Genomic DNA, 17598 nt, shown 5'->3' on the forward strand with positions numbered 1-17598 from the left:
TTTCCGCCTGCATCTCAGCGCCTCAGATTCCTGGGGGGAAATCCGAAAACCTTCTTGAACGCCGCGGTGAAATTCGTGGCGTCCGAATATCGAGCGGCATGAGCCGCCTGGGCAATGGTGGCGCCTTCGTTTTCAAGCGCCTGCCGGCCAAGCTCCAGACGCCTGACACGGATGAACTCGAAGACGCCGATGCCGAATTCCTCGCGGAAATGGCGCTGGACCCACGAGACGCTGACGCCCGTCTCGCGTGCGATACGCGCTATGGTCAGCGGCTGGGCCAGGTGGGCGAGAATGTAGTCGCGGATCTGCTCACATCGCTGGCGCGTTTGCAGGCGGGGCTTGTTTTTCAGCTCCCGCGACCGCACCAGCGCCGAGCATGCCAGACCGATGAGATCCAGCGCGCGTGCGTTCTTGAACAGTGTCCGCATCTCGCCCTCCATGGAGGGCGGCGGTTCCATCATCTGTTCGGCGAGAACCAGCATCTGCTGGTCCGGTTCGAAACGGAACTCGGCCAGATGGGTGGCCAGAAATCCGTGCAGGGCGGGCAGCCCGTCGGGCTGGGCGGCAACCAGTTCCTCGATCCATGGCAGTGGCGCGGAGATCTGGATCTTGCGCAACGGCAGATCGCTGTCATTGACGAAACGAAGCTTCGAATAGCGTGCGACATTGAGCATCAGCACCTGCGGCGTCGTAGCCTCGGGTGGCCCGGCGTCGATACGAAAGGCCGTGTTGTCGATCACGAAATGCTGGATGCCCTGAAGGAAGACCATCACCAGCAGCTTCGGCCAGATGTCGTATATCTCGTCATCCGGCGCGCAGCTGGGCTCGCCGTCCATGGTGCCGACGAAAAGGTCCGTCGGAATGTCTGCATTCAACCGGGTATGCTGCATTGGTGGGCACCGTCGATGATCCATCAGAAAGCCGCATCCTGCCGTTACCGCGCAGGTAATTGCCGTTTGCGCACGGGTCGCGGCAATCGACTTCACCGGCATTATTCATATACATGAGATCATCAGTCAAGTTTTGTCCTGCGCCATGGTTATGGCACGGGGACGCATTTTTTTGGAGACAGGGCACAATGAGCACGATCAGCGGGACTGTGCGGGCATTGAAACGGGGGGCAAGCGTGATCGTTCTGGCGTCGGCCGGACACGCGGCCTTCGCGCAGGAAGCAGGTCAGGCCCCCGCGCAGTCAACGGTTCTGGAGCCGATCGTCGTCACCGGCGGTTATGAAGACGCCCGCGGATCGTTTACGGGATATCTCGCCGGCAAGACGGCGACCGCGACCAAGACGGCCACCTCGATCGTCGACGTTCCTCAATCCATCTCCGTCATCGGCCGTGAAGAAATGGATTCCCGGTCGGCGACGCGTCTTTCCGAAACCCTGCGCTATACGCCGGGCGTCACGGTCGAGGCGGACGGTGTCGATTCCCGTTTCGACTCGATCTCGATCCGCGGTTTCAACACCGACAACGCCACATGGCTGGATGGCATGCCCTATCAGGCCGGCGCGAGCCTCGGCAGCGGCAACAACTGGACGATCCCCCAGATCGACACCTGGACGCTGGAACGCGTGGAGGTGCTGAAGGGGCCGTCGTCGTCCATGTATGGTCAGCTTCCGCCGGGCGGCATGATAAACCAGGTGACCAAGCGCCCAAGCGATGAGGCCTCGCGCCAGATCGAGACCTATGTCGACAGTTTCGGCATGCCGACGGCCGCCGTCGATTTCACCGGCCCGCTCAACGACGCCACCTCCTACCGGCTGCTCGGCAAATTCGGCAAGACAGGCTCCGAAGTCGATGAAGGCGATCGCACACGCCTGCTCCTTGCCCCATCCTTCAGCGTGGACGTGGGGGAAGGAAAGTTCACCGGCTATGCGCAGCTCCAGCAGGATCGCGGCGGGATCGATTACTCCTGGCTTCCCGCCTACGGCACGCTCTACGATAACCCCCACGGGCGCATATCGCGGAGCTTCTTTGCCGGCGAGCCGGATTTCAACCGCTATGATCGCAACCAGTATATCATCGGCTACGACTACGAAACGCCGCTCTTCTCCGACAATCTGACGCTGCGCCATGCGCTGCGCTGGTCAAGGGTCCAGTCGACCATCAATATGGTCCAGAGCGATATGTTCGACGATCCGACAGCCGGTTGGGACTGGCGCACGATCGATCGCTATGCCGTCGATGCCAGCGGCGACACCAACAATCTGGTTTCGGATACGTCGTTGAACTGGCTGGTGGAAACCGGGTCGGTCAGGCATCAGATCGTCGCCGGCATCGATATCGCACGCAGCACATTCGACGCCTCCCGCTATTCGGGCACCGCGCCTTCCATCGATATGTTCAACCCCGTATACGGGACCGGGTCGATCGGCAATTTCGATCTGTTGAGCAATATCGACGCCCGGCTGAGCCAGGTCGGCCTCTATGTCCAGGATCAGATGGAGATCGGCAATCTTCGGGTGCTCGGCGGGCTGCGGCAGGATTTCACCAATGGAAAATCCGATGTCGAGACCTGGCGCGGCGTGGAAACGATTGACCAGAAGGACAGGGCGACGAGCGGCCGCGCCGGTCTTCTCTACCGCTTCGACAACGGGATCGCGCCTTACATTTCCTACGGCACGTCGTTCCAGCCGGTGCTGGGCGCCACTGCCGGCGGCAATGTTTTCAAGCCGATGACCGGCGAGCAATATGAAGCCGGCATCCGCTATGCGCCGTCCGACGATCTTTTGTGGTCGGCTTCGGTGTTCGACATTCGCCAGACCAACCGCCTGACCGACGACCCCGTCTACGGATGGCCGGATCAGGTGCAGACCGGCGAGGTGCGCATCCGCGGCTTCGAAACCGAACTCAAGGCCGATCTGCAAAATGGCTGGTCCGTGACCGCATCCTATTCCTATCTCGATCACAAGGTCACCGAGAGCGAGATTCCCGAGGAACTGGGACAACCCGTCCTTTTCGTCCCGAACCATCAGGCGAGCCTGTGGGCCGACTACACCGTGCAGGCCGGCACATTCGAGGCATGGCGGCTGGGGGCCGGCGTGCGCTACACCGGATCGAGCCGCGGCGGCGATATCGAGACACCCTCCGGCTATGCGGGCATGAAGATACCCGGTTACGGACTGGTGGATTTCAGGCTTTCGGCACCGCTCGACAGGTGGATCCCCGGCGGCCAGCTGAATCTTTCAATCAATAACGTCTTCGACAAGAAATATGTCGCCGGCTGCGGCAGCGTCTGGACCTGCGGCTTCGGATACGGCCGCACCGGCACGCTATCGATTTCTGCGAAGTTCTGAAGGCACCACCATCGGCGTGAACGTGACCGGGTCCGGCACGATCACGCTCTCCAGCCGGAAGACGGCACGCATGGTCTCGGCACGCACAACCTCATCCGGCCGGCCGGCGGCGATCACCTGCCCGCCGGCCAGCATCACAAGATGGGATGCGTGGCGGCTGGCCTGGTTGATGTCGTGGAGGACCGCGACAATCGTGCGGCCGCGCTCCGACAACTCGCTCAAAAGCGCCATCAGTTCGACCTGATAGGCGATGTCGAGGAAACTGGTCGGCTCGTCCAGAAGCAGGATCGGCGTGTCCTGCGCCAGCACCAGCGCGATCCAGACGCGCTGCCTTTGCCCGCCCGACAAGGTCGAGACCAGCCGGTGGGCGAGATCGGCCACACCGGCCTGCGCCATGGCGGCATCCACCGCCGTCCGATCGGCGGCCGACCATTGGCGGAACATCGTCTGATGCGGAAAGCGGCCGCGCATGACGAGTTCAGCGACGCGGATGCCGTCCGGCGCCAGCGGGAACTGCGGCAGCATCGCGATATCGCGGGCAAGATGACGGGGACGCAGGGCGGACACCGGTTTGCCGTCGAGCAGAATCTTGCCCGCGACAGGCGCGACGGCGCCGCCCAGAAGCTTCAGCAAAGTTGATTTCCCGCTGCCGTTGGCGCCCATGATGGCGGTAAATACGCCGTCCGGCAGGACGAGGCTGATGTCTTTCAGCACTGAGACGCCTTCATAGGCGGCGCTGACGCGATCAAGTTGAAGACGATAATTCATGATGTCCCGACGCGCCCCGAACGCAATAACAGCCAGAAGAACCACAACCCGCCCAGAACCAGCGTAACGACCCCCACCGGCAGCGGCATGCCGGACGGTATTTTCTGGGCCAGCAGATCTGAGGCGCCGAGCAGGATCGATCCGGCAAGTGCGGCGTGAACGAGCGCCACATCGCCGTCGGCCGTTAACCGCCGGGCGATCTGAGGCGCGACCAGCGCGATGAAGCCGATCGGCCCGACGAGAGCCGTGACCAGCGCCGACAGGGCAAGCCCGACGAGAATCGCCGATAGCCTCGTGCGGCCCGGGTCGAGGCCTGTTCCCCTTGCGATGGCGTCGCCGAGCTCCAGCTGGCGCAGCGAGCGGGCGAGCAAAAGGCCGGGCGGAACGAGAAGCACCGCGCTGATGCCGAGATAGGCAAGCCGGCTTTTATCCATGTCGTTGAGCGACCCCAGTCCCCAGCTCGCCACCGCGACCGCCGCTTCTTCGCCCGCTTGCAGCAGCAGCCATTGCGAGGCGGCGAAGAACAGCTGACCGATGCCGATACCGACCACGATCAGCCGGAAGCCGCTCAAGCCCCGCGCGACGAAAAGATAGACCGCAAGCGCGGCCACCGCACCGCCCGACAATGCGCCGCCCGCGACCAGAAAGAAACCGCCGCCGAAGACCAGCATCGCGACCACGGCCCCGAAATGGGCGCCGGCGTCGAAGCCCATCACATCAGGACTGGCGAGCGGGTTGCGAAATACCGACTGGAAAAGCGCGCCGGCAAGTCCGAGCATCGCGCCGGCCACCAGAGCAGCCAGGAAGCGCGGCAGCCGCCATTCCATCACCACCATGCGCGCGGTCTCGTCTCCCCCGCCCCGCACCACATCCAGAATCTCGTAGAAAGTAAGCGGATAATCCCCGCTCGCCAGCGTCCATATGCCTATGCCGAGGCCCGCGAGACACAGGAAGATGCCCGCCAGGAGCCGCCTTCGGCTGGTCTTCAACGCGATGCCGCCGGCGGGAGATGCGATGATGACGCTCATCTCACAGATCTCCGATCCTGTAGGCGAGCGCGATCAGCACCGGCGCGCCGGCAAAGGCCATCACGATGCCCAGTGGCGCTTCGCCTTGCGGCAGCACGACGCGGGCGAGAAGGTCGGCGCTCAACAGCAGGACCGGGCCGAGCAGTGCGGTCAGCGCAAGGATCGCCCGCTGGTCGACGCCGACGACGGCGCGGGCGGCCAGTGGGGCGAGAAGGCCGACGAAGCCGACCGGCCCGGTCGCGCTGGTGGCGGCGCCGGCAAGAACGACGACCGAGGCGGCGGCGGCCATTTGCGTGCCCGCGATGCCGACGCCGAGCGAGCGCGCCAGATCGTTGCCGAGCGCGATGGCGTTGAGACGGGGGCCAAGTACAAGCGTCAGCAATACGCCCGCCAGCACAAAGGGAGCCACGGCCCGAACCGGCTCGAAATCGGTGACGATCAGCGAGCCAGCGCCCCAGACCAGAACCCGCCGGAAAAGATCGGGATCGGAAAGCGTGACCGCCCAGCCCGCGCCGCCGGCGATGGCGCTCATCGCGACGCCGCACAAAACGAGGCGCAGCGCCGTGGCGCCGCCGAGCGAACTGAAGATCTGCACCAGCGCGCCGGTCACCAATGCGCCGCCCATCGCCGCCCAGACCAGCGTCATGGGCTGCGCCATGCCGGTCAACGCGACACACAGGACGACGGCAAGGCTCGCACCGGCATTGACGCCCATGATGCCCGGATCGGCAAGGACGTTGCGGGTGACGGCCTGCATGACAGCCCCGGCCAGCGCAAAGCCGATGCCGGCCAATATGGCCAGCAACATGCGCGGCACCCGCATGGCGACGATCTCATTGGCGACATCCGAAGCATCGCCGGTAAGTGCCGCCAGCACCTCGCCGAGCGGCAGGGATTTCGCGCCGATCGCGAGGCTGGCAAGAGCCAGGATGCAGAGCATCGACGAAGCCAGCGCCACGGCAAGGCCGAGGCGGGCGGTCATGCCATTTCCTGTTCCATGCGCAGGGTCCAATAGGTCGATACGTCGAACCGGCCGCCTTCGTCCTTGCGCGGAGCGAGATGGGCGCGCAGCGCCTCGACCGCCTTGCGTTCGGCCGCCGCCCACAAATAGACGCCCTGCCCCAGCGGCTCGTCACGGACCAGCCCGACCAACACGTCGGTCTGCCCTGGATCATGCAGCAGCCAGCGGATTTCAGCGGATTCCGGCGCTTTCAGCGGAATGCGCGCGGCTTCGTCCCCGATCAGGATGATCGCCGTCACCGTCGCCGTGTCGGGCAGCATCTCCAGCCAGTTGGCGAGCGCCGGAAGCGCCGTCTCGTCGCCGATCAGCAGGTAGCGTTCGGCCGCCGGCAACAGCATCGACGCCTTCGGTCCCGCCAGATGGATCCTGTCACCGATCTGTGCCCCGGCGGCCCAGCCGCCGGCGATACCGCCATCATGCAGCACAAAGTCGAGAATCAGCCTTCCGCTCGAAGCATCATGGGCGCGGGGCGTATATTCGCGCGAGATCGTCGGCGGATCGTCCGGCCAGTGGAGCCGCCCGTCACCCTGCTGCGGCAGTGCAATGCTGGACGTCCGGGGATCGGGAAAGAAAAGCTTCACATGATCGTCCGGCCCGAGGCTTTGAAAGGCCGGCAGTTCCCGACCGTCCTTTCTGAAAGCCCCAAGTTGCTCGCCGCCAAGGACGATGCGCCGCATTCGGGGCGACAAATCCTCCACGCCGATCACCTCCACCTCGCGCAATGTGATCGGAAATCGTTGAACGGCGATCTGGTTCATCATGCTGCATCCAGTTTGTTCATCAGAATATCGAGACCGTCGAGAAAGCGGTTCGCGGTCAGGTGCATTTCCGGCCAGATATCCGGCAGGCCGACAAGCCTGCCCGATGCGACGGCGGGAAGCCGGCGAAAGCCCGGCAGGTCGAGGATCGGCTGGACCTCGGGCGAAGGCTGGCCGTCGAGCGTCGGATAGAGGAACCCCTGCACATCGCTCAATTCGTCGACCTGTTCATAGGAAAGCTGGACGCCGTTGGCCTCGTCGGTGCGCGCGACGGGCGGCAACGATACGCCGAGGTCACGAAAGATCCGCCCCGTCCACGAAATCGAGCTATGGATGAGGATCTGCCGGTCGCGCCCGCTGATCACGGCCAGCGGTCCGTGTTGACGCGCGCCGGACCAGCGTTCGTGGGATTTGGCGACGCGGGCACCATAGGCATCGCGGTCGGCCTGAGCCTGCGCTTCAAGCCCCATCGTGGCTGCAAGCGCATCGGAGGTCTCCAGCAGTGCGCCCGCCCCCTCGGACTGGATCAGCACCGTCGGTGCGATGGCCGACAGCTTGCGGTAAAGGGCCGAATGGTCGGCGCCGCTGCGCACCATACCCACGATGAGATCGGGTCGGAGCGCCAATATCGCCTCGTAGCGAAGCTGTCCGCCATAGGTCGAGGCGCCGACCACCGGGACGTCCGCGAGAATCTGCGCGCCCGCTTCCGTCAGCGATGTACGGCTGACTGTCGTGGCTCCGACGGGCCTCAGGCCATAATTGGCCGCCACCGCCGCCGCCGCATCGAGGGCGACGATCCTTTCGGGCGCGGCCGGGATCGTCACCGGCCCAAACGCGGTCGCGACCTTGAGGTCCCCCGAAAAACCCGCTGCGGGCGCAAATAGCGCCAGCCCGCCCAGGGTGAATGTGCGTCGGGTGAGATGTCGTCGTGTCATTGTCCAGGATGAGTGCTTGCGGCCAGAGGATGGACCGAATACATGACATTTACTGTCAAGATTGTCCATGTGAAAAGGATGCAAGCCGCATGATGACCCGGATCAGGGACATGATCCGCGCCCGGACGGGTGAGCCCGGTCCCGGCGCAGCCATCGGCATCTGGCGCGAGGGAAGGCCGGTGCTTTGCGAAGGTTACGGTCACGCGGTCCGGGGCGGGCATCCGATCGGCGTGAAGACGGTGTTCGATACCGCATCCGTATCGAAGATGTTCACCGCGCTCTGTGTCCTGATTCTGGAACGGCGGCGCCTGTTGTCCATCGATGACCCGCTTGCGGATCTGTTGCCGCAAATGAGGACGGCGGCGCCCGGTGTCACCATTCGCCATCTTCTTAACCATGTGTCGGCATTGCCCGACTATATGGAACTCTTCGACGTCAGGGGCTGGGGACTGGCGCATCGTCTGGGAATGGACGCAACGCTTGAGGTTCTGGCCGCCCAGCCGCCACCAGCCGTGCGGCCGGGAACCCGCTACTCCTATTCCAACAGCGGCTATGTGCTTCTGTCGGCGATTGTGGAGCGTATGAGCGGGCAGACGCTCGCCCGATTTGCGCAGGAAAACGTCTTTGCGCCGCTGGGGATGAACCACAGCTGCTATGTCGACGCAATGCCGGCGCAAATGCCCGCGCTCGCCCGTTCCTATGAGAGCGCCGAAGGCCCCGAAGTGCTGCCGATGTGGGAGATGACGGGCGATGGTCAGGTCTACAGCACGGCAGAGGATCTCGGCCGCTGGGCGCTTGAGCTCATGCGGCCTTCGCTGTTTGCCGACCTGATCCCGCAGTTGTGCACACCGGCGACCCTCGCGGACGGCTCGCGCACCGCCTATGGCGCGGGTATGCAACTGGAAACGCTCGATGAGCGACCCGTCTTCGGCCATGACGGGGGCTGGGCCGGCTTTCGCTCCTCCTTGCTCGTCGCCCCGGACGCGGGCCTCGGCATAGCCCTCCTGGCGAACCGGGCCGATTTTGCGACGGGAGAACTGGCGAGAAGCATTCTTCTGGAGTTGCTGGCAGCTTCGGACGGCAACTAGAGCATTTCCAGCCGAAGCGAGATCGCTTCGGCGTCGGATAATGCGGTAAAACAATATATTAGAGCATTTCCAGCCGGATTTCACCGGGCAGGCGGCACGGCTTTTTCGGCGCGGAAGGCTTTGCCGAAATGGCTCACGACGGCGGCGCGGCCGATCTCATGGGCGTCAATGCAGCGCATTACGTCGCCCGCGCGCTCGTGGCATCCGGCGTGTTGACGGCAATCGCCGGAACCGCGACCAAACCGTTGCCGGGATGCGTGCCGGATCAGTCCTTCAAGGCCAGAAGCTCGCGCGCGCGAACAAAGGCCGTCGTGAAGCCTGCGAGGGAGAGCTTCAGCTCGACAGCGGCGCCGCTGCTGGCGTTAGCGGCTGAAACGAGCGCCTCCTTCCCGTTTTTGAGACGGTCGAGCTGCTCAGCCCGGAATTCCACCGGCACGATGCATCCCGCCTCGACGCAGGTCATGAACGGGAACGGCGTTGAAAATGGCGTGCCGTCCACCGAAAGCCTGACACCATCGGCAAGCTTCAGTCCGAAGGGTGAAAGCAGGATGCCTTCCGCCTGCGTTTCACTGACCGGAACCAGCTCCAGGCTGAGCACGGTTTCTCCCGTGCTGCGGGCGAGGGCCTGAAGGAGCATGCAGGATTTCCGGGCTTCGACGATGCGGCAGGAAACGGTCCAGTCGCCATGGCTTTCCTGAACCGAGGAAGCCCCGCCCGGCAACGCGGTGGAGCTTTCCGTCTGGGCATGCGCGGGATGGGAGACGCCAAGGGCGATGCAGAAGAATGCAACCGCCTGAAGCAGGTGGGAAGATGGCCGTGTCACGCGGTGTTCCTTTCTGGAGCCCTGTCATGGGTATCGAGACGAAAAAGCGCATCCGCGATACCCGCCGATCGCCCGCCGTCGAACGTTTCGCTGTCGGACGGTAGCAACACCGACACCTCCGCAACACCGAGATCGGCCAGTTGGAACGGCGTCCCATGGCCGAATTCGAGATGCCCGCGGCCGATAATGCCGATGACGAGCGCATCCGGCGTTTCGGCCAGAACCTCCTTGATGTTGCAGGCGAAGGCGCGGTCCCAGGTCTGCTGGGCCCGCACGAAGCGATCGAAATCCGGACTGTCGGAGCTTGTCGCCTTGCGGGCGGGATTACCGCCGCCCGTCAGGTCGAACAGATATTTCCGGTAGGCGGGCGTGGCGCTTCTTGCAGGCGTCAGGCCATCGCGGTCTTCTTCCGCAATCGCATCCCAGCCGAATTTGCCGACTTCGGTGACAAGCGGCCGACGGCAGTTGAGAGCCTTCATCGGAATGCGGAACTGGCGGCAGAAGTGGAAGAGCGGAAGGTATAGTTCCGGCGTGAACCCCCAGACGGTCTTCCATTCCGACTGTTCGAGGAAGTCTTCCGTATCGAGATCGCCCGCAATCCAGGCATCCAGGGCCGGCTGCACACGGCGGGGAAACATCTCAAATCCCATGACGAGACGCCGGCCCGTCGCCATAAGACCGGCCGCCACATGGAGTTGCCAGCGGTGAATGTCGTAGCGGTCATGCGTCTCGCCGAGAAGGACGGCACGCTTGCCGCCCATGCGGGCGATGAGTTCTCCATGGGGAAGTTCCGTTCCGGTCTGCGGATCGAGCCAGGTGCCGGGCTTATGCGCAATTGTGACAGTCATGAAACTATTCCGCTCCCTCGCCGGCGTGTGTGAAGATCGCACCGTCGTCGGCATGAAGTGTCAGTCCGATCCCCTTGCCGTCCTTGCCAAGCGCGGTCAGTTCCGTCCGGCCTTCCACGGTACGGGACACCCAGCTTGCAACGGAGCCGCCGGGTAGATGCAGATGGAAATCACCGTCCATCACATTGATGAAACCCATCGCGAGGCTGACTTTCGGCACCACGCCCGTCCAGCGCTGGGAAAAGCCGCTCTTCTCGAAAGCGATGCCGATAGGCTGCCCCGAGGCGAGCGCCGCTTCGAGCGGCAGGCGGCCGGGATCGTCGTCGGCGACCTCCGGGCGCTGCTTGCGTTCCGCAGCCTTGTCATTCGCCGGCAAGGTCTCGAGGGAAAGCCCGGCAAGCGCCTTTTCGAAGGGCTCCAGACCGCCGAAGCCGACAACGCTGACGACCGCCCGGCCGTCGACGTCATTGAAGTCGATCCGCGGATAGACCTGATCGCGCATCACGCTGGTGGTGTCCGCGACGATCGTCGCAATGTCTTTAATCCGGATCAGACTGTCATGGGCCGCGCCGCGACAAGCCAGCGCATCACCCTGACGCTCGACATATTCGACGGGGCCGATGCGTTCGTGCGTGACGTCGTCGGTCTTGCCGATGATCATCAGCTTGCCGATCTCCGGCAGAAGCCGAAACACCGTTTCGGCATCCGCCTTGATGGTGTAGCGGGCGGGAAGGGATTTTTCCGTCATGGGTATCTCCAGAACAAGTCGGGTTTCAGGCAAGTGCGGCGACAGCCGCATCGGGTGGATTGAGATCGACGATCCGTTTCGGCGCCATGGCCGCGGGTTCGCGATGCGCGATGATGAGGAAAGCCGTTAGCGGCAGCCGCTGGCGAAGCAGCGACAGGAGATGGCGCTCCGCCGCGGCATCCAGCGCGCTGGTCGCTTCGTCGAGCACTGCCCAATCGGGTTTGTGCAGAAGAAGACGGGCGAAGGCGAGGCGCTGCATTTCGCCGCCGGACAGGCCGTCTGCGGATGCGTCGATCCTCAGGCCGAGCCCGACGTCGCAAATCGCCTGCCGGACGGCCTCCGCGCCCAGAGCGTCGACCGTCATCGGATAGGCCGCCGCTTCCAGCAGCGTGCCGGCAGGAACCCACGGCTTTTGCGGCAGGAACATCCATTCGCCATCAGCGCGCTCGATGATCCCGCTGCCGTGCGGCCAGAATCCGGCCAGCGCCTTGACGAGCGTCGTCTTGCCAAGGCCGGAAACACCCCGGAGCCAGACGATCTCACCCGGCCGGATGACGGCGTCATCGATATCGAGCAGCCGTCGGCCGTCCGGCGCGTCCAGACGCAGCTCCCGCAGCCGTGTCGCATCGCCGGTCTTGCGGTATGCATAGCTGGAGGGGCGACCTGCTGCCGATTTCGCGCTTTCGATGAATGTATCGAGCCGCGCCGATGTGGCGACCAGATCGGCAAGGTCGCGATAAGAGAAGATGAACCAGGAAAGCGTCGTGACGACGCTGGAGAAGGCCGTGGCAAGCTGCATCAACCCGCCAAAGGCGACATGTCCGGCAAAATACCCCGGCAGGGCCACGAACAACGGAATGCGCAGCACCGAATGCTGGAATGGATAGGTGAACGTACCGAGGATCAATTCGCGGCGGATCAGCTTGTGCCAGTTTGCCACGACGCTGTCGAAACGATCCCGGAAGTTGCGCTTTTCGGCTTCCTCGCCGTTGGTCAGGGCAACTTCATCGAACGCCGTGCGCCAGCGCGCCATGGCGTAGCGAAAGCTTGCCTCGCGGCGTTGCTGCTCCACGAAGAGACCTTTCAGCGGGCGGCCCAGAAGATGGGTGATGCCGCTGGAAAGCGCGACATAGAGGAATGCGGCCCAGACCATATAATGGGGAATATTGACCGACAGGCCGCCGATCGAAAAGCTCAGCGGGAAATCGGAAAGACCCCAAAGCAGGGTGAGATAGGAAAACAGCCCCACCACACGCTGGATAAGGTCCAGCGCCTCACCGAGAAGCCCCCGCACGAAGAGGCGGCAATCTTCCGCGATCCGCTGGTCGGGGTTATCGATGGCCTGTTGCGAGTGGGCGAGGTGCCAATAGGCTTTCCCCCGCGTCCAGCAATCGATCGCGGCATCCGTCAGATTCCGGCGCCAGCGGATTTCAAGCACTTTTCTGAGATATCCGCCGATAAGGTGCCTTACGGAATTAAGCCCGACGATCAGCACGAATATGCCGATCTGCCGCAAGGCCTCCCTGCCGTCGACTTTCTCGACGGCAGAATAGAATTCGCCGGTCCATTGCACGATGCGGAGCGTCGCGTAGACACTGCCGAGGTTGAGCGCGATCACGACGGCGAAAAGCAGCAGGCTGATCTTGCTGCCCGGTGCGTGAACGCACAGGCGCATGAGCCTTAGAATTTGCCTGAATACATTCGGCATGCGAGTTGTTTCTTTCTGCCCGGTGCAGGCCGGCCGGAGCGGCGATCAGCCACCCCGACCGGTCTGTATGTCTCAGAACTTCACGGTTGCGCCGATCTTGAAGGTGCGGCCCGCTCCGGTCTGAAGCTCGAGGGGGTTGACGTTGGCGACGGCGGTGGAGGCCGGCGTGCGCTCGTAACCCGTCAGCGAGTTCGGGAAGTAGCGGCGATCGAAAATATTCTCGATGCCGACCGTGAGTTCGAAGTCCTTGCGGGGCGACCATTTGGCATAGGCATCGAACAGCGCGTAACCCGAGGGCAGGAAGGCGGTTGCGCTGGCGTTTTCCGTGCGGCCCGAGGCAAGGGTGGTGAACAGTTCGAACTGAAGGCCGTAGTCCGGCATTTCATGCCTCAGCCCCAGCACGGCGACCAGCGGGATGGCGCCGTCGAAGGCGGTCGTTGCGGCACCGGCATTCACCTTCTGCCGGCCGCGGCTCCAGGCGATGTTCGCCGAGGCGGTGGTATTCTCCATGACCTCGTATTCGCCGCCGATCTCGATGCCCCAGAAACGGACGTCCTCGACGTTGCTGGACGTATAGGCCGTTACCGGTACGCCTGTCGGATCGATGATCGTGACGGGATGGAAGCCGCGGATGAAATCCGTGTATTCCGCATAGAAGGCGCCGACGGTGAAATAGCCCCTGTCAAGCTCGCCGCGGAAGCCGACCTCGTAGTTCTGGACGGACTCCGGACGAAGCGCCGGATTCGGAATGATCGCGGAACCCGTGAACAGATCCGTGCTGGACTGGAAGAGCTGCGCCGAAGTCGGCATCTTGAAGCCTTCGCCATAGGCGGCATAGGCCGAATAGGTATCGTCGAACTTGTAGATCGCGCTGAAACGCTTGATCAGTTCGTTATGGGTCTGCTTTTGCGGCGGGAAGCCCGGCAGGCCGGGATAGCTCTTGTCTTCGGTCGGGTCGATCGAATAGTGCGCGAAACGCAGACCCGGCGTGAGCGTCAGCCTGCCGTCGAGAAGTTCGATCTCGTCCTGGATGTAGAAGTCCGCGCGCTGGGTCGTGACCCGCGGAAAACTGAAGCCCTGATTGATCGCGGTGGTCGTGGTATCCGTGAGCGAATTGTAGGTCGTGTTGATGCCTGCGTAGTCGCCCTCAGTGCGGTCGCCGTCGAAGCCGTAGATCAGCGTGTGATGCGTCGAGCCAAGATCGAACGACGACTGGAGCTGGACGTCGGCCTCGAAGAAGTCCTCGCTGTAGTTGCGGTACTGATTGTGCAGCTGGTAGCGGTCGGAATAACGGCGACGCTGGTTGCTATCGGTTTCCCGGCTTTGCGGCGAGTAGGACAGACGCCAGTTGAGCGTGTCCAGCCAGTTTGCGCCGACATCCCAGTTATGCTCCAGCGCGATGCGCTTGCGGCTCATTTCGAGATCGCGGATATAGGGATCGTTCAGATAGCCTGTCGTCGTCGGAATGCCGGTCGTCACCTCGCTCATGTCGTAGAGTTGCAGGATGCTCGTATCGCGGCCGAACAGCTCGCCCGTCAGTTTGACGGTGTGCTCGCCATCCGGGGTCCAGACAACCTTGGCCAGGGCGTTGTTGACGTCGGTATCGGCGGGGAAGATCACGTTGCAGCCGATGTAGGGACGCGTGCAACCCCAGATGCCGCCGTCGGCCCGGGCATTGCGCAGGCGCGGCTCGCTGGAGGATACGTGGCCGTAGCTGCCCAGCACCTGGACGTCGCCGAAATCATAGGCGGCAGTCACCTGCTTGCGCCAGCTGCGATCGAAGCTGTCATAGCCGGTCTTCGTCTCCAGGGCCCAGGGCTTGTCGCTGCCGGCCAGAAGATCGGAGGGATCGCGGGTCCGGAACATCACCGCGCCGCCCAGCGCATCAGCGCCCCAGAGCACGGAGTTCGGCCCCCGGACGATCTCGACGGCCTTCATGTTGCTCATGTCGAAGAAGTCGCGGCTGCCGTCGGTGATCTGCTCCTGGACACGCGAGCCGTCGACGGACAGCTGAACGCGGTTTCCGCCCATCCCGCGGATGGAGAAGGACGTAAGCTGGCCCCAGGGGTTGGTGATGGACGTCTGGCGGTTGACGGCGATGCCGGGCTCGCGCCGGACGAGATCCTGGATGTCCCGGACGTTATAATCGTCCAGTTGCTGGCGATCTATCACCGAGATCGACTGCGGAATGTCGAGAGGCTTCTTCGCACGGCGCGTCGACAGGACGACGATCTCTTCGAGAACGGTCGCCTGGGCTTGCGTAAGGCCGGCATCATTGTCTTGCGACTGTGCGGAAAGCGGCATTGCGAGGCTGACCGAGGCAACCCCGGCAGCAAGAAGACCCGCACGACGGCGGAATGACGCGCGGCGCGCGACGGAGACATTTTCAATCATGGCCCACCCCTTTTCAACCACGTTCGACGTGGTGCGCTGCAGGCCTAATAAACATGACTAAAAGAATCAAGATTGAACTTGATAAAAATAGTCATATTTTTTCAGGCCGTTATGCCGCTGAAAAGACTGGACTTTAGTTTCATCGACTCAAAAGGGTAATTTCGCCGTAGGAATTTCAATTCAGCATTGAGCGTTATCCCGCCGCCATTTCCGCCCGCTGCCTGCGTCTGTCGATCTGACAGCCGGACGACATCATTCCCCGGTTTTTCAGGCCACCATGAAATAACATGAGTATTATCATCATGTTATTTGACAGGCCCCGGCCGATGGAATAGCACTCGCCCACCTCCCTCGGCTGATAGCGATAGAAGATGCACCTGCGTAAAACGATGGCTTCCCTTCAACTCGGCGGCTGGCCGACGGTCCTGCGCATGCTGTTCATCCATCGTGGCCGTTTTGCATTGGCCATATTCCTGTCGCTTGCGGGCATCGGGCTTTCGATAACCGTGCCGATCCTCTCACAGAAGATCATCGACAGCGTCATGGTGGGCAAGGATGGCCGGGCCGCGGTGGTTTTTGCAGGCATTGCGATTCTCGCCGCCGCGGTCCGGCATCTTGGCGCGCGCTGGCAGAACAGGATCACGAACGATCTCGAGGCGCGGCTGACCGCACGACTGTCGAAGCGCATCTATATCCGGATGATGCGGATCCCTTTCGAGGGATCCGCTGCCGCGACCGGTAATTCGATCAACCTGCTCAATGAATCCCAGCGTGTGGCGACATTCGTGTTATCGGCGGCGCCCAACTTCCTCTTCACGATCATAGGTGCGGTCGTCTCCTTCGCCGTCGCCGTTTATTATGACTACCTTATCTGTCTGCTGGCGGCTGCGGTCGCGGCGGTATTCGCCCTGTTTGCCCGAAATACCAATGCGCAGCTCGGCGAGGCGAGCCGTGCGAGTTTCAGGCTGAACAGCGTCCTGCAAGGCGCCACCTCCGAGACCGTCAACAACCTGCGGGCCATAAAATCCAACGCCGTCGAGCATTTTTTCATCCGGCGGTGGATGACCAGGTCTTCCGAGGCTATCGCCGCGCGCTGGCGCATTCTCAACCTGTCGCATTCGTATACGTTCACGCTGGGCCTGCTGACGGAAATCCTGACGTTGCTCGTCGTACTGGTCGGCTGTCTGCGTATCCTGAACGGCGACCTGACCATCGGCGGACTGCTGGCGCTTCAGTTGCTCATCACCAGGGCGGTCATGCCGATGCTCACGAGCGCCGGCATTCTCATCCAGTTCCATTCCGTCAGCACCACCGTTGCCGCGCTTGCGGCATTTCTCAAACGCGAGCCGGAGCGCGCCAACCGCGCGCCGCCCCATAGGCCCCCCCATCTCGGCGCCGTTTCGATCGAAGGGTTGACGCTGGTATATCCCGGCACGGGGCGTCCCGCCTTGAAGGATATTTCCCTGAGCCTGCCGCCGACCGGCGTCGTCGCGATCGTCGGCCGCAACGGTTCGGGAAAATCGAGCCTGTTGCGAGCGGTGATCGGCCTTGAGCGCAGTTATGAAGGACGGGTGACGATCGGCGGGGTCGACGTCCGCTCCTGCGCGCCGAGATGGTTACGCCACAGGTTCGGTGTCGTGGATCAGGAAACCTCGCTGTTTTCCGGTACCATTCGCGACAATATCCAGGCCGCGGTCGCACATCGTCTGACGGAAGAGGAGATCAGGACAGCGTTGCAGTTTTCCTCGGCCGAAACGTTCGTCGACAATCTGCCCGGCGGCCTGGATACGGAACTGCTTCCTGCGGCCCAGAACCTTTCGGGTGGCCAGCGTCAGCGGCTGGCCATCTCGCGGGCCGTTTCGCGCAAGCCCGAAGTCGCGGTTTTCGACGAGCCGACCTCGGCGCTCGACGCGGAACAGGCCCTGGCGCTCGAACGCAGGATGCTGGCCATGGGCCGGGATCGCCTTGTCATCCTTGTGACCCATCACCTGTTTTCGGCGCGCGCGGCCGATATGATCGTCGTGCTTGACGAGGGCACAGTCGCAGGAACCGGGAGCCATGATTGGCTGCTGGAAAGCTGTGATCCCTACAAGTCGCTCTGGCGTGACTATGTGCGGGCATGATCGGGCGGCCGGACTGTTGTCGAGGAGTGTCATTGGGAAAGGATTACGGGCGGGGCCG

14 protein-coding genes are annotated in these 17598 nt (G+C 63.1%); 3 read left to right on the forward strand and 11 right to left on the reverse strand.

The window, feature by feature from the left end; all coding sequences use genetic code 11:
* Window positions 1-14: 14 nt before the first annotated feature.
* Window positions 15-875, reverse strand: a complete 861-nt coding sequence (locus tag KYK29_RS14885; RefSeq protein ID WP_254691694.1) for a helix-turn-helix transcriptional regulator — start codon at window positions 873-875, stop codon at window positions 15-17.
* Window positions 876-1078: 203 nt separating this feature from the next.
* On the opposite strand from KYK29_RS14885, the gene KYK29_RS14890 reads away from it, so the two are divergent.
* The gene (locus KYK29_RS14890; protein WP_254691695.1) at window positions 1079-3298 is read left to right on the forward strand and encodes a TonB-dependent siderophore receptor; all 2220 of its coding nucleotides are present in this window, start codon (window positions 1079-1081) and stop codon (window positions 3296-3298) included.
* Here KYK29_RS14890 and KYK29_RS14895 read toward each other — a convergent pair.
* Genes KYK29_RS14895 through KYK29_RS14915 form a run of 5 tightly spaced genes read right to left on the reverse strand, consistent with a single transcriptional unit; the run spans window position 3275 to window position 7808 of the window.
* Entirely contained in the window at window positions 3275-4066 is a 792-nt protein-coding gene (locus tag KYK29_RS14895) for an ABC transporter ATP-binding protein (protein WP_254691696.1), read from the reverse strand. The two genes, KYK29_RS14890 and KYK29_RS14895, sit on opposite strands and share 24 nt — an antisense overlap.
* Entirely contained in the window at window positions 4063-5094 is a 1032-nt protein-coding gene (locus KYK29_RS14900; protein WP_254691697.1) for a FecCD family ABC transporter permease, read from the reverse strand. The genes KYK29_RS14895 and KYK29_RS14900 overlap by 4 nt, the downstream gene beginning before the upstream one ends.
* 1 nt (window position 5095) lies before the next feature.
* The gene (locus KYK29_RS14905; RefSeq protein WP_254691698.1) at window positions 5096-6076 is read right to left on the reverse strand and encodes a FecCD family ABC transporter permease; all 981 of its coding nucleotides are present in this window, start codon (window positions 6074-6076) and stop codon (window positions 5096-5098) included.
* Window positions 6073-6876, reverse strand: coding sequence for a siderophore-interacting protein (locus tag KYK29_RS14910; protein WP_254691699.1), 804 nt, complete (start codon window positions 6874-6876; stop codon window positions 6073-6075). The genes KYK29_RS14905 and KYK29_RS14910 overlap by 4 nt, the downstream gene beginning before the upstream one ends.
* Window positions 6873-7808, reverse strand: a complete 936-nt coding sequence (locus tag KYK29_RS14915; protein WP_254691700.1) for an ABC transporter substrate-binding protein — start codon at window positions 7806-7808, stop codon at window positions 6873-6875. Before KYK29_RS14915 ends, KYK29_RS14910 begins: the two co-directional genes overlap by 4 nt.
* An 89-nt stretch (window positions 7809-7897) precedes the next feature.
* Here KYK29_RS14915 and KYK29_RS14920 point away from each other — a divergent pair, with 89 nt between their 5' ends.
* A complete protein-coding gene (locus tag KYK29_RS14920; protein ID WP_254691701.1) occupies window positions 7898-8896 on the forward strand; it encodes a serine hydrolase domain-containing protein in 999 nt (332 codons plus the stop codon).
* 265 nt (window positions 8897-9161) lie between these two features.
* Here KYK29_RS14920 and KYK29_RS14925 read toward each other — a convergent pair whose 3' ends face one another.
* The 5 genes from KYK29_RS14925 to KYK29_RS14945 form a co-directional block, all read right to left on the reverse strand.
* Complete coding sequence (locus KYK29_RS14925) at window positions 9162-9719, reverse strand: invasion associated locus B family protein (protein WP_254691702.1); 558 nt, start codon at window positions 9717-9719, stop codon at window positions 9162-9164.
* Window positions 9716-10567, reverse strand: a complete 852-nt coding sequence (locus KYK29_RS14930; protein ID WP_254691703.1) for a ChaN family lipoprotein — start codon at window positions 10565-10567, stop codon at window positions 9716-9718. The genes KYK29_RS14925 and KYK29_RS14930 overlap by 4 nt, the downstream gene beginning before the upstream one ends.
* Window positions 10568-10571: 4 nt before the next feature.
* The gene (locus KYK29_RS14935; RefSeq protein ID WP_254691704.1) at window positions 10572-11315 is read right to left on the reverse strand and encodes a ChuX/HutX family heme-like substrate-binding protein; all 744 of its coding nucleotides are present in this window, start codon (window positions 11313-11315) and stop codon (window positions 10572-10574) included.
* Between the two features lie 25 nt (window positions 11316-11340).
* The gene (locus KYK29_RS14940) at window positions 11341-13023 is read right to left on the reverse strand and encodes an ABC transporter ATP-binding protein/permease (protein WP_254691705.1); all 1683 of its coding nucleotides are present in this window, start codon (window positions 13021-13023) and stop codon (window positions 11341-11343) included.
* A gap of 72 nt (window positions 13024-13095) precedes the next feature.
* Window positions 13096-15417 carry a TonB-dependent receptor gene (locus KYK29_RS14945; protein ID WP_254691706.1) on the reverse strand — a complete coding sequence of 774 codons (2322 nt, stop codon included), beginning with the start codon at window positions 15415-15417 and terminating at the stop codon, window positions 13096-13098.
* Between the two features lie 371 nt (window positions 15418-15788).
* Between KYK29_RS14945 and KYK29_RS14950 the strand changes: the two genes are divergently transcribed.
* Window positions 15789-17540 (forward strand): peptidase domain-containing ABC transporter, encoded by a 1752-nt coding sequence (locus KYK29_RS14950; protein ID WP_254691707.1) that lies wholly within the window; start codon window positions 15789-15791, stop codon window positions 17538-17540.
* Window positions 17541-17598 lie beyond the last annotated feature (58 nt).

Source organism: Shinella daejeonensis (genome assembly GCF_024281235.1).
GTDB classification, from domain to species: Bacteria; Pseudomonadota; Alphaproteobacteria; order Rhizobiales; family Rhizobiaceae; genus Shinella; species Shinella daejeonensis.

What these genes read in the sequence shown, in the direction of transcription:
- KYK29_RS14895 (WP_254691696.1), bottom strand. Translation starts at nt 4,066, where the DNA reads ATGAATTATCGTCTTCAACTTGATCGCGTCAGCGCCGCCTATGAAGGC.
- KYK29_RS14920 (WP_254691701.1), top strand. Translation starts at nt 7,898, where the DNA reads ATGATGACCCGGATCAGGGACATGATCCGCGCCCGGACGGGTGAGCCC.
- KYK29_RS14935 (WP_254691704.1), bottom strand. Translation starts at nt 11,315, where the DNA reads ATGACGGAAAAATCCCTTCCCGCCCGCTACACCATCAAGGCGGATGCC.
- KYK29_RS14890 (WP_254691695.1), top strand. Translation starts at nt 1,079, where the DNA reads ATGAGCACGATCAGCGGGACTGTGCGGGCATTGAAACGGGGGGCAAGC.
- KYK29_RS14915 (WP_254691700.1), bottom strand. Translation starts at nt 7,808, where the DNA reads ATGACACGACGACATCTCACCCGACGCACATTCACCCTGGGCGGGCTG.
- KYK29_RS14900 (WP_254691697.1), bottom strand. Translation starts at nt 5,094, where the DNA reads ATGAGCGTCATCATCGCATCTCCCGCCGGCGGCATCGCGTTGAAGACC.
- KYK29_RS14940 (WP_254691705.1), bottom strand. Translation starts at nt 13,023, where the DNA reads ATGCCGAATGTATTCAGGCAAATTCTAAGGCTCATGCGCCTGTGCGTT.
- KYK29_RS14905 (WP_254691698.1), bottom strand. Translation starts at nt 6,076, where the DNA reads ATGACCGCCCGCCTCGGCCTTGCCGTGGCGCTGGCTTCGTCGATGCTC.
- KYK29_RS14945 (WP_254691706.1), bottom strand. Translation starts at nt 15,417, where the DNA reads ATGATTGAAAATGTCTCCGTCGCGCGCCGCGCGTCATTCCGCCGTCGT.
- KYK29_RS14930 (WP_254691703.1), bottom strand. Translation starts at nt 10,567, where the DNA reads ATGACTGTCACAATTGCGCATAAGCCCGGCACCTGGCTCGATCCGCAG.
- KYK29_RS14910 (WP_254691699.1), bottom strand. Translation starts at nt 6,876, where the DNA reads ATGATGAACCAGATCGCCGTTCAACGATTTCCGATCACATTGCGCGAG.
- KYK29_RS14950 (WP_254691707.1), top strand. Translation starts at nt 15,789, where the DNA reads ATGCACCTGCGTAAAACGATGGCTTCCCTTCAACTCGGCGGCTGGCCG.